The 11,906-nt window shown below is 41.8% G+C and carries 12 protein-coding genes and 1 other annotated feature; of the genes, 1 reads left to right on the forward strand and 11 read right to left on the reverse strand.

Annotated elements, in window-relative coordinates; translation table 11 throughout:
- Positions 1-47: 47 nt before the first annotated feature.
- Positions 48-293 (reverse strand) — a binding site (T-box leader).
- A gap of 71 nt (positions 294-364) precedes the next feature.
- Positions 365-1,126, reverse strand: a complete 762-nt coding sequence (locus tag ACHOLT_RS19380) for a MerR family transcriptional regulator (RefSeq protein WP_425804057.1) — start codon at positions 1,124-1,126, stop codon at positions 365-367.
- 243 nt (positions 1,127-1,369) lie between these two features.
- On the opposite strand from ACHOLT_RS19380, the gene ACHOLT_RS19385 reads away from it, so the two are divergent.
- Positions 1,370-2,890 (forward strand): ATP-binding protein, encoded by a 1,521-nt coding sequence (locus tag ACHOLT_RS19385; protein ID WP_425804059.1) that lies wholly within the window; start codon positions 1,370-1,372, stop codon positions 2,888-2,890.
- A gap of 10 nt (positions 2,891-2,900) precedes the next feature.
- On the opposite strand, the gene ACHOLT_RS19390 is transcribed toward ACHOLT_RS19385, so the two are convergent.
- The 10 genes from ACHOLT_RS19390 to ACHOLT_RS19435 form a co-directional block, all read right to left on the reverse strand.
- Positions 2,901-3,986: a C4-dicarboxylate ABC transporter gene (locus tag ACHOLT_RS19390; protein WP_425804061.1), complete on the reverse strand. Its 1,086-nt coding sequence runs from the start codon at positions 3,984-3,986 to the stop codon at positions 2,901-2,903.
- A 168-nt stretch (positions 3,987-4,154) separates the two neighbouring features.
- The gene (locus tag ACHOLT_RS19395; RefSeq protein WP_425804064.1) at positions 4,155-4,499 is read right to left on the reverse strand and encodes a phage holin family protein; all 345 of its coding nucleotides are present in this window, start codon (positions 4,497-4,499) and stop codon (positions 4,155-4,157) included.
- Positions 4,500-4,513: 14 nt separating this feature from the next.
- On the reverse strand, positions 4,514-4,840 hold the full coding sequence (locus tag ACHOLT_RS19400) for a hypothetical protein (protein ID WP_425804066.1): 327 nt from the start codon (positions 4,838-4,840) through the stop codon (positions 4,514-4,516).
- Entirely contained in the window at positions 4,830-5,273 is a 444-nt protein-coding gene (locus tag ACHOLT_RS19405; RefSeq protein ID WP_425804069.1) for an SHOCT-like domain-containing protein, read from the reverse strand. Before ACHOLT_RS19405 ends, ACHOLT_RS19400 begins: the two co-directional genes overlap by 11 nt.
- Entirely contained in the window at positions 5,273-5,665 is a 393-nt protein-coding gene (locus ACHOLT_RS19410) for a DUF2089 domain-containing protein (protein WP_425804071.1), read from the reverse strand. Before ACHOLT_RS19410 ends, ACHOLT_RS19405 begins: the two co-directional genes overlap by 1 nt.
- A 317-nt stretch (positions 5,666-5,982) precedes the next feature.
- Positions 5,983-6,954 carry an MBL fold metallo-hydrolase gene (locus tag ACHOLT_RS19415; RefSeq protein WP_425804072.1) on the reverse strand — a complete coding sequence of 324 codons (972 nt, stop codon included), beginning with the start codon at positions 6,952-6,954 and terminating at the stop codon, positions 5,983-5,985.
- An 11-nt stretch (positions 6,955-6,965) separates the two neighbouring features.
- Complete coding sequence (locus ACHOLT_RS19420; protein ID WP_425804075.1) at positions 6,966-8,540, reverse strand: class I adenylate-forming enzyme family protein; 1,575 nt, start codon at positions 8,538-8,540, stop codon at positions 6,966-6,968.
- Between the two features lie 144 nt (positions 8,541-8,684).
- Positions 8,685-10,262 carry an MFS transporter gene (locus ACHOLT_RS19425; RefSeq protein ID WP_425804077.1) on the reverse strand — a complete coding sequence of 526 codons (1,578 nt, stop codon included), beginning with the start codon at positions 10,260-10,262 and terminating at the stop codon, positions 8,685-8,687.
- Positions 10,263-10,311: 49 nt separating this feature from the next.
- Positions 10,312-10,584: a ferredoxin family protein gene (locus ACHOLT_RS19430; protein ID WP_425808181.1), complete on the reverse strand. Its 273-nt coding sequence runs from the start codon at positions 10,582-10,584 to the stop codon at positions 10,312-10,314.
- Between the two features lie 2 nt (positions 10,585-10,586).
- The gene (locus tag ACHOLT_RS19435; RefSeq protein WP_425804079.1) at positions 10,587-11,882 is read right to left on the reverse strand and encodes an FAD-dependent oxidoreductase; all 1,296 of its coding nucleotides are present in this window, start codon (positions 11,880-11,882) and stop codon (positions 10,587-10,589) included.
- Positions 11,883-11,906: the final 24 nt, after the last annotated feature.

Raw genomic sequence — 11,906 nt, forward strand, 5'->3', positions numbered from 1 at the left:
GAATAGAAAACAGGTTCGTACCTAAAAAATAAACGCCTGCCCCTTAAATAAAGGACAGGCGTATAACCTGCGGTACCACCTTAATTAATGCACCATTAGCGCATTCACTTTGCAGAGTGCCATCACACCCTTAGCCCAATAACGCTGGCTTTGCGTCAAAAGCTACTCAAACCACGGTTTTTTCGCTTTGCCCTCAGGGGTCCACTTATCCGATCCGTACCTGCCGAGCTTCCACCTATCCCGGCTCTCTCTAAGGTCGTTCTCCGGTTTTACTTCCCTATCATCAGTGTACTATTACAATATCACCAAGGTTAGAAAAATTCAATAGCTTTTATCTTTTTTAAATTTATTTCCCATACCCGCCCTATTTTATCCCCGTATAAATGAAGATGGCATCCCGCAGAAATGCTGCGGCACCAGGCTGTCTCTCATCATAATAGGCTGTAAACCGAGGGTCATCAACATACATCTGAGCGACTCCGGCATGAGCCTCTTTCGAGTAGCTCTCCCAATAATAGCATAACCACTGCCGATGAAGATCCGCTGCCTTTTGTGCTAATTCACCTGCAGGATCGCCTGTCTTAAAAGCAGTATAAAGCGTTTCATTGACTTCTTCTCTAAGCCGATTAACTTCATCAAACTGTTCTTCGGTCATCCCTTTGATCTTTTGATTAGATGCATCAGCTGCTTTATCCCCATATTTTTCGCGAACCTCTTTACCATACTTTGTCTCGTTATCTTCAATAAGTCTTTGCTTAAAGCCTTCAAACTTTTCTTGATCAGTCATTTTAATTCCCCCCTCTGTTGCGGCAATCGTTTTATCAACATTAGAAATCAGCTGATCGAGCTGTTCCCTTTTTTCAAGCAATTTCACCCGATGTTCTTGAAGGGCCTTAATTCGATCAAAAGAAGGTGATTCAAGAATGGCTTTGATCTGCTCCAATTCAACTCCTAACTCACGGTAAAATAAAATGTTCTGTAATCGGTCTACTTCCGTTTGACCATAGATTCGATATCCTGAAGAATTCACGCGTGCTGGTTTAAGAATTCCAATCTCATCATAATAGCGTAAGGTTCTCGTACTGACACCTGCAATTTGACTTAATTTCCGAACTGTATATTCCATTCGCTCACCCTCCTTACAAAAACCAATATACACCTTGACGCAGCGTCAAAGTAAAGAGGAAAACAGCAAAAATCAGACATCTAAATAAGTTTTTCAAATTTTTGAAAAAATATTTGGTAATTCAAGAATTTTGGAATAGGAATTTCAGAAAAAATGTAGAAATAATGGAAATAAATAGGACCAATGGCCCATGACCTATGTCAAGTATCTCTTTCAAATGAAATTGGTTGTGGAGGCGAACAGATGAACATTGAAGATTTTATTAGCAGTAATCCCGACCTTCAACAGATTTTGATGCAAATGCACTCAAAACTATTTGATATTCTTCCATGCGGGATTTCTATCGCTGCAGATGCCGGTTGTAAAACCATTATTCATAATTCAGTAACAGCAAGGTTCTTACGAATCGAACCCTTGGGACAGTTCTCTTTCTCAACTCAAGGTCCCCACCCAATGAAAGTTTATCAAAATGGCAAAATGATCCCTGCAGAAGAACTACCTATAGAACAAGCAGTAAGATTCGGAAAAGAAATTGTAGGTTGTGAATTAGAATTCGTTTGGGAAGATGGCATAACTAAATTTGCTCGTTGGAATGCCAGTCCGATACGTGATAACGATGGAATTATTCGTGGTTGTATTGCGACTATGGGAGAAATTACCGACTACGTACATAAATCCAGAAAATTGCGTATACGTAGGGACTATTTAGAGAAGCTGGTTGAAGAACGCACTTCTGAGCTTCGAAAATCAGAAGAACGGTTTTCTAAAATCTTTCACTCCAGCCCAAATACACTAATGATCGTTCGAAAATCCGACTTCCGTTTGATTGATGTTAATCAACGGGCTTTAAAGAATAGCACGTTCTCTCGTGAAAATTTAATAGGCAATACGCTTTTTGAACTTGGGATGCCTGAAGCTCATTTTCTACAGTTTAAGGATAAGTTAGAGGAAAATAGTTCAATTGAAAATATGGAGTTTTCATTTTTGAGGAATGAAAATGAAGTAACATATCTTTTATCAGCAGAGAAGATGGAACTGGACAATGAAGAATGCTTCTTATTAACTAGAACTAATATTACAAAAAATAAACAAGTAGAAAAAGAAATGGCTCGACTGGACCGCCTAAATTTAGTTGGAAAAATGGCGGCTGGCATCGCTCATGAAATTAGAAATCCCATGACAACCGTTAGAGGATATCTTCAGGTTATGGGAGCAAAAACTGAATTTAAATCGTATTCGTCTGCGTTTGGAATTATGATGGATGAAATTGACCATGCTAATTCAATTATCACTAAATACCTGTCACTTGCATGCCATAAACCAAATAATCCCAGCTATCAAAATATCGATAAAATCTTAGACGATCTATATCCACTATTAAGGGCAGAGGCCAGTAAACAACAAAAAGAAGTTGTGCTTGAAACGATGGATACTCCTAAAATTCTATTAAACGCGAACGAAATTGTTCAGTTAACACTTAACTTAGCTCAAAACGGACTTGACGCAATGAAAGAGAATGGCAGGCTTTCTGTTCGTACCTATACTCAAGATGAGCAGGTGGTATTAAGTGTAAAAGATGAGGGTACCGGCATTCCGCGAGAGAACATAGAAAAACTGGGAATACCCTTTTTTACAACAAAAGATAATCATACAGGACTGGGATTAGCTACTAGCTATAATATTGTTCATAGGCATCATGGAAAATTTAAAGTACAGAGTGGATCCGGCGGAACTGAATTTCTTGTATATTTCCCAATTAAGTAATAGACATCGTTTATATTTCTTTGATCGGCGTTCCAGTGAAAAGTTTACCGCTTATCACACCTAAAAGAGTTTGACTAAAAGTATATAGCCAAAGCAAGCTTAAAAGGGCGGTCAAAAAAGCTGCATAACCCGAAGTTAGCTGAGTTGCATAGATCGAAGCTATTTTTTGACTGGCAAGAGTATAGGCTGCCAGAGGAAAAATAAAGGCCCACCACCCCATATTAAAAGGAATTCCACCTCGACGGACATTGTAAAAAGAAATAAGAAGGATAATCCCCACAATCCAGATTCCAAACCCCCAAACAACGACTGCGACTAGATCGGAAAGTTCCGTTGAGGCTAAAACGCCCATCATTTGAGCATTTTTTGACGCATCAATGATTGCACAAACGGCCAAGCCAACTGCGCTCAGGAAAATACCAAAAGACGGTGTCGTTTCTGCCGAAGGGAGAGCATGCAGCGCTAAACGCACAAAAACAATGGCACTGATAAAAATAAAGAGGAAAAAGCCAATTCCAAATAGGCTCGCATTGACAATCAAGATCGATAAACTCCATGCCGGATGATACTTAATCGTAAGTGTAAGCACCGGATTACCAATCAGGGAAACAGCCATATTCGCAATGGGGGCCATAATCCAAGAGAAATTGATCATCTGGGGTTTTGGTGTTTCTTCCACCCGCAGAATTCTAAACGTAGTGTAAAACGTAAAAAAGCTCACGCCGAAAATAGCAAAAATCCAAATCATAAAGATTAGATTATAGGTTATCGCACTATCTAAATACTGACTCCAGATCAAATAAATATTTGTTCCAAAGATCGCAGTCCCAATAGGCATTGTCACAAAGAAATTACCTGTAAGGGGATGTTGCAGATCACGACGGACATAATCAAAATACTTGATCCAGCGGATGATCCAGGGAATTATGACGATAAAATAAAGAATACCCGTAAGAGCCGCCAATCCCGTTCCCATAGGCTTTCCTAATGGAAAAGAATTCTGCCAAAGATATAGGATATTTGAAAAACCTCCGGTACCCATAATAACAGCAAACCAGGCCGGAGCAAAATGCTTTATAAGATGACGTTCCTGCACAAGCGTTGCTCCTCCTCTATTAACATCAAATCTTCTCTTATCTTTTATTCAAATTAAAGGATATCAGATTTGTCAGTAATATTCACTAATAATAACCCCCTAAAGTATTACCTTTTAATACTCTAGGGGGTTTTACATTTTTAATGATATACCTAAAAACTTATTTGTTTAATTAGGCCGGGCTATTATTTTCTTATAACCCCAGTTTCCTAAAGAAATAAGGATGGCGGTAAACAATGCAGCTTTAAAACCTGGGACATAAAACCCTGGCATAAGTCCACTGGTTAGCTGAATCATCCAGGCATTAATAACGAGCGTAAAAAGCCCTAAGGTTACTAGATTAAGGGGAATCGCTAAAAGTATCAGTAACGGACGAATGACCATGTTGATTAAAGCAAGAATTATCCCTGCACCTAAGAAATGAAGAGGAGTTGCCGCTATGATCGGTAAAAATTGAGCTGCAAGAAAAAAGGCTAACGTATTGATAAGAGCACGGGTTATTTGTTTTTTCATGCGAATCCCCTCATTCATCTTAAGTGTATTTTTACCTGAACGTCTCCAGTATCCACGTCAACAACGTCAAGTCCCTTATGATGGCTTAGATCCTTTAAAAGGATATTCGCAGTTCTAATTATCCTGCTCGGATAAAGCGTTCTGATCCAATTCATATGTCTTTTTGACGCCGGTTCGTGCGGAATCGGAACAAATCGCAAGGCTGTTTCTCCAATCCTTATTAAATCTGCCAAAGCCTCAAACCATTCATCAACAACACGCAGAGGTATTGGGAATCTAAAGTTTCTCTGGCCCTGTAACCTGACCCGAACGATCAGAAAGTAAGCCGAGTTAGTCCACATACACTTCAACCTTGATTTTTCCTTCTTGCGGATCGGCTACCTCAACATCCACAATTTTTCCGTCTACGCTTTCTTCGACCAGGCGGACAAGGCCTTCAACATCAAGGGCTTGAAGATCGAGACCTTTTTGTTCAAATTCTGCACGTTTATCGGCAGGAACAAAACTCATAGCATAAACAACCAGCTTTGAGGCCGAGCGCAACAAACTAAAGGGTACATTAACATTAACCTTTAACGTTTTCTCTCCGATAACCCGAACCCGCAAAAAACGATCCATCGCTGATGGGGTATGTTTTTCTCCCTCAGTCAGCGAAGGAGAAGGCATAGCTTCCTCACTGTTTTCTTCAATCGCCTTCAGCAAATCCATGCCCTCGGATGCTGTTAGTTTTCCCTCTTGAATCATCTCTAAAATCTTCATTTTTTCATTGCTCATTATGACCGCTCCTTTCTCATTTGGCGAGCCGCTTCTTCCGGTGAAATTTCCCCGCGTTCGAGGGCTTCAAGAATATCTTGCCGACGCAGGCTTTCTCCTTGAGAGTCCTTTTCCCGCTCTCCTTCTACCCGATATCCCAATGCCTCAATGACGCTATCTAAGCGGCCGCGAACCGTGGGATAGGATATTCCTAACTCTTTTTCAACCTCTTTAATATTGCCCCGGCATTTAATAAACGCTTCTACGAAAATGAGCTGCTCGGCTGGAAGTTTACAAAATTTGCACGTGCTGAACTCACCTTCAATTTTTGTTGGGCAATGGGTACACATTAGTTTCGTTATCTGCATTTCATGATCACATACCGGACACCGATGAGGCATTTTGTAATCCAAAACCATCACCTCTGCTTTATACTGGCTAAATCTCTTTCCTGATTAAGATCATAACGCTAAATATCAATAATGTCAATCAATAACTTAATATATTTAATATATAACTTAACTTTATTTATATTATAGTTCAAATTGTATAATTCTAACCGCTAGCGCTTTTAAAAATCATTTGTAATAGCTCTCTAATATAAATTGCCTAAACTGAACTACAAATAAACGACCGACTGATTATTGATCTAGACTTACTCAGATCAGTAATCAGTCGGTCGCTGATAAATCCCATATCAAATGTTTTATGACTAATGAAAAAATCATATCTATATTTTATTCGGCTCATAATAAAGATTTCCTTTTATATTGCGCCTCTTTAAGTTCTTTTTATGAGTTAAGTGTTCAAGATGCGTAAGCGTCTCACTCACAGCCATAAACCTCTGCATCTTAGAGAAATCCTCCCATTTCTCCTTGATATTCCAATGGAGATTGGCCGCAGTCTCATACGGCGTCATATTTCCTTTAGCCATTAAATCTTTAGTTTCCTGAATTCGTTCCTCACAAAGAGAAATTAGCTCTTTGATCCGCTTTCGATGGTTTGTAATCAAATTGAAGTGTCCTGTAAATAAAAACTTAACGTTCAGAGCATAGACCTTAGCCAAACTTTTCATATATATACCTAAAGCATCCTGCTCAAATCCCCAGAACATCACACTGGGACTTATATGATCAAGAATATGATCTCCGCAGAAAAATAACTTTTGCTTTCTTTCGTATAGGCCGATATGTCCGGGAGTATGGCCTGGTATATTTACGACTTCAAACACAAAATCGCCGATATTCAGCGTATCCCCTTCCCTTAGAGGATGAAAGACAACTTCTTTTGTTGAATTATCCCCATACAGGTTAGCCAATGAAGGGAAAATTTCCTTTTCCAAGGATAACATTTCAGCTAAAACCTCAAATGGAGCTTTTTTTTCCTTTAACATGATGGAGTTTAATAATTCTCTATCTGTTTGGCCAATGTAAACTGAAGCTCCTAATTTTTGAAGATACAGGGCCATACCCGCATGGTCTGAATGCATATGGGTTAAAATCAGATCTGTCTTTTTAAGATCAATATTCAATTCCCTTATACCCTCTAGGATCGCTGCTCTGCCTGCTTCTGTATTGAATCCCGTATCCACCATAAGATTTCGCTGATCCGATACAATGATATAACTGTTTATGGTTTTAAGAGGGAAATCAGGCAGAGGAATTTCATTCCGATAAACCTTTGGGTATACTTCTGTCAGCAAATTTTTCACTCCTATGAACTTTTGCAAAGGTAACTTCGAGAAAATGCTTTATACATTTCGCGAAGCCTGAATTTCTGGATCTTTCCCGCGCTATCGATAGGAAAACTTTCGACGAAATCGACATAGCGCGGCTTTTTATAACTCGACAATTGGCTTTTACAGAGCTCTTGAATTTCTTCCAACGTAACTGAACCTCCTGTTCTGAGTTTAACTACGGCCATTACCGCCTCCCCAAACACAGGATCAGGAACCCCAATAACAGCACAATCCAGTATCGCTGAGTGACTCCGGATAACACTCTCGACCTCCTGGGCAAAAACGTTTTCTCCGCCGGTTTTAATCATGTCCTTCTTGCGGTCCATGATATAATAATAACCTTCTTCGTCCTGCTTGAACATGTCCCCGGTATGGACCCAGCCATCTTTAAAGGCCTTCGCCGTTAACTCCGGCTGATTATAATACCCTGACATAACGGAAGGACCCCTTGCAATACACTCCCCGACCTCTCCGACAGGTACATCCTTGCCTTCCTCATCCACAATTCGGAGCTCAATAAGAGGCATGGCTTTACCAATACTTTTCGTCTTTTCCGGATGAGTATGAGCCAATTCACGGGTAAGCACGATATTCGTACCCGCTCCTGACTCTGTTTGGCCCCAGCCATAATTCACTTCGCAATTGGGAAAAGCATTATAGGTTTTGAAAATAATATCCGGAGAAGTACCGCCTGCCGACATCTGAACATATTTTACCGAAGTCAGATCAAAGGTCTTAATATTGGGGACATCATATAGTCTAAGGTAAGTGACTGGAGGAAGCAATAATAAATAAGTGACTTTATAGTCCTGAATTTGCTTAAGAATATCCTCTGGATTAAAAACGTCACAAAAAACAAATTCTGCGCCCGTTGCTATTGCCGAAAGAAGCCAGGACATTCCTCCTTGATGATGAAGCGGGCATTGAACCATCACAACCTCATCGGGATTTGCACCCATTTTGTCTTGAGTCATAATGCTAATCGTTTGGAAAATATCACTTTCATGAGTCCGCATAACCCCTTTGGAACGGCCTGTTGTTCCTCCTGTAAACTGAATTCGGCTGAGGTCGTTCCCAGAAATGGTGACATTAGGTTCAGTATTATCCACATGAGCACATAATTGTTCATAGGAGTGCTCACCTGCAAATGATTGCCCTGATGAGACTATCATTTTTACCTGATTAAATTCTTTTTTTACCTCTGCGACTTTATCGGCATACATATCACTGTACACAAAAGCTTTACATTCGGCCGTATCGACTAAATACTTGATTTCCTGAGAAACTAGGCGATGATTTAGGGGTACGGCAACAGCTCCGATTTTAAAGAGCGCAAAGAGCAATTCAACGATCTGATTGCAATTTGGGAAAATAAACCCGACTTTGTCCCCTTTCGTAATTCCAAGATCGATTAAAGAATGGGCAAGGCGGTTGACCCGATCATTAATTTCTCGGTAGGTAAACCTCCGCCCCTTGTAAAGAAGCGCTGTCTTATTAGGATATCTGTTCGCATTAAGCGTTAAGAAATACCCTACATTAATAGGAAACATTATTTTATCCCTTCCTTTGCAAGGCTGTCTAATTCCTTCTTTGCTTCCTCAACAAGGGAGGTATTCTGGCTGTTCACCAGCACAGAACAAGAACTTCTTTTCTCTGTAACTGGTGAACAGCACGTTTTAATACAATGATTTTAATTAGGCCGCCCGTTTTTCCGTATCTTCAACAGGCTGAACGGGTTGACTGGGTAAGAAGATTAAGGTAAGCAGGAAGACTACTGCCGTTACTCCGAGAATAATGTAGCTCATTTTATTTAAGGCACCGACCATAGCTTGGACATTTGCCGGAGTGTAGAGATCTTGGAACTTAGTTCCCAGCTTCGTCAGCTGATCGGCTAAGGCAGGATCGATTGTTTTACCTGCAGTCTTTCCAGCCTTTAATAAAGCAGGAATCATATCTTGACTCATTCCAGCTTTTTGAGCTGAAGTGGTAAGTTGTGCCGCCAAAGCAGTAGCGGACAAAGAACTAAATACCGCTAAACCCACAGACGACCCAGCGGGATTTCCCATATATTGAAGCATCGTGTACGTTCCCGAGCCTGCACCAAGTTTGCTGCTCGGCACAATGGATAAGGCCATTTTTATACAGGCTGGCATCATCATGCAGATTCCTGCTGTAAAGATACAAACCGCCATGGAAATATACCAAACCGGAGTATTTGCATTAAACCGTGAAAAGGAGATAATGCCGATGAAGAAGATGGCGATACCTAATAACATGACATACTTGATTCTGATTTTATCGATGAGCTTACCGCTCGTAAATCCCGCAAGTGCTCCTGCGATATAGCTGTACATGGATACGATACCGACAACTTGCGGTCCTCCATTCGGTTTAGCATTGACGAAGAAGGAATTGGCCGTCATCGCACCCGTATTGCAAAGCTGAATGAAGAAATAGACGATAAGCGGGACAATAAAGATAGGATTTTTAAGAAGGGATAATTCAATGAAAGGATGCGAGCTTCTCTTTTCCACATTTAAAAAGACAACCGCTAAAACGATGCCTGCCGCTAAAACACTGAGCGTTGTCGGGGAGCCGGCACCCAAATTAGAAATTAAAGTTGTAACCGATAACAGCATACCGATCGTCAGCAGAAGCAAAATTGCGCCAATATAATCAAATGGCTTTTTCTGATTTCGAGGAGTCTCCGGAACTGCAGATGCAACCAAAATCATTCCCAGAATCGCCAAAGTGCCATTGATCAAGTAAATGGACTGCCATCCAAACCGGGTGACGACAAGACCGCCGATCAGTCCGCCTACAGCAGCACCTATTGTGCCAATGGAAGAAAAGGTTCCGAGGGCTGCTCCCCGTTTCTCCTGCGGAAAAAGATAGGAGGCATAGGCAAGCCCTGAAGAAACAACACAGGCCGACCCGACCCCCTGAATTAATCTTGCCGCCAGGAACATCGGAAAATTCACTGATGCCGCTGCCATAAACTCGCTGAACGCAAAAACGGCCATTCCTGTAAGAACGATGCGTTTACGGCCCAATTGGTCACCAATATTTCCCCAAATCGGGCCGAAGACAATATGAGTCAAATAATAGCATAGACCAATAAAAGCGGCCGAGGCTACCGAAATGCCAAATACCTTTTGTAGAATTGGCACAACAGGAATTTGAAAAGCTAACGATTCAATAATGGTAAAGGAACCAAACAACAAACCAAGATATGCCTTCCAGGGATTCTTTACAGGTGACTGCTCACTCATCGTGGGTCTACCTCCTTTTTTGGTGACATTTAAGAGTTGTGCTTTTCCTTTAACCTTGTCGATAAATGATCCCAAACCCGCCTCTTGGGTATTTCCAGTCAATTGCTTTCTTATCACAAACCGCGCGGCAAGTTCCGCATTCTAGGCAGCCTGCCCACTCCACAATGATCTCTCCGTTTTGTTCACTGTAAAGTCCAGCCGGACAGACGTAGAGACAGCTTTTAGGTCCGCAGGATTTACAGAGTTCATTGTTGATCAGGATATGGGGTTCTCCCTCATCCACTTCAAACTTATTTAGATTTAATTTATCCGCTAAACTCATCCTCACAGTGCGCGCACCCCCATTATTCCATCCTTGACTAAATCGAACAGAGAGATGCCGTTTTCTTTCAGCGACTGCATCGCAGTCTTCATTAAATGCTCTTTCGGAATCAAATCCTGGGTATAGACCTTTCCAAAGAGATCATTCACAAAGAGCGAATATTTTTTATACAAACGATCATTCTCCATAAATCCAGGAGCTTTGGCATAAAGCTTTAAGTCTTTCATGACAAAACTCTCGTCCAGGATACGACTATAGGCGCTTAAGCCGGCCTCAGTAAAATCATTTCCACGCTTTGCTTCAATCACGGTTTCAGCCGCAGCCATTCCGGAGCCCATCGCAAGATCCATGCCTCGAATTACTAGACCGCTGTTAATCGTAAATCCTGCCGCATCTCCGATCATCAGCAACCCATCCGTATACAGTTTTGGGGGAACCATATTTAATCCGCCTTCACCGGTCAGATGAGCCCCATATTCCGTCATTGTTCCATCCTTCACGAGCGGGGCGATCATCGGATGTTCGAGAAGATCATCAAGCACCTCATGCGGCTTCACTCTCTCTTTAACGAGATCATCTAAGCGCATCACCACACCGATCGAGAGGCTTTCCTGATTCGTATAGAAGAAAGCTCCACCGGCAACGCCATGAGTTGCCTCCCCCAATATGGCATAGGCCGCTCCTTCATTCCCTGTTAAGCGAAAGCGTTCCTCAATCACATTCCTGGGGAGTTCAATCAGAGCCTTTGCTCCGACGGCGAGATGATCGAGTTTGATTTCGCCGCGCAAGCCGGCTTCTTGGGAGATAAAGGAGTTGATCCCGTCAGCTGCGATCACGACGTCAGCCAGCATTTCTTCATCTCCGGTGCTGATTCCGACGATACGGTTTCCTGCTTTTAAAACCTTTTCCACTTTGATGCCTGTAACGATCATCGCGCCGACTTCTTCCGCTTTTTCGGCGAGCCAGCGGTCAAATTTCGCCCGGAGGACGGTAACTGCATTATAGGGCGTCTTTCCTAAGGCTTTGCCTTTATACTCCAGGTTAAAATAATCGTCTGGGGTCATCAGTGTCGTAATATAATTCGTAATATAGCGCTCAATCGGGGCTTCTTGCCAGAACTCAGGAATGAGTTGGTCTAAAACGCGGCTATAAAGAACTCCTCCGCTCAGATTTTTACTGCCCGGATAATCGCCCCGTTCAATGACGACAACTTCCACTCCTGCCTGTGCTAAACGATATGCTGCTGCAAGCCCCGCAGGGCCTGCACCAACAATAATCACCTCATACTTATCTGCCATTCGATCCACCACTTTTTATAGAAT

Origin of the sequence: Desulfitobacterium nosdiversum, assembly GCF_049860565.1 — a bacterium.
Classification (GTDB): Bacteria; Bacillota; Desulfitobacteriia; order Desulfitobacteriales; family Desulfitobacteriaceae; genus Desulfitobacterium_A; species Desulfitobacterium_A nosdiversum.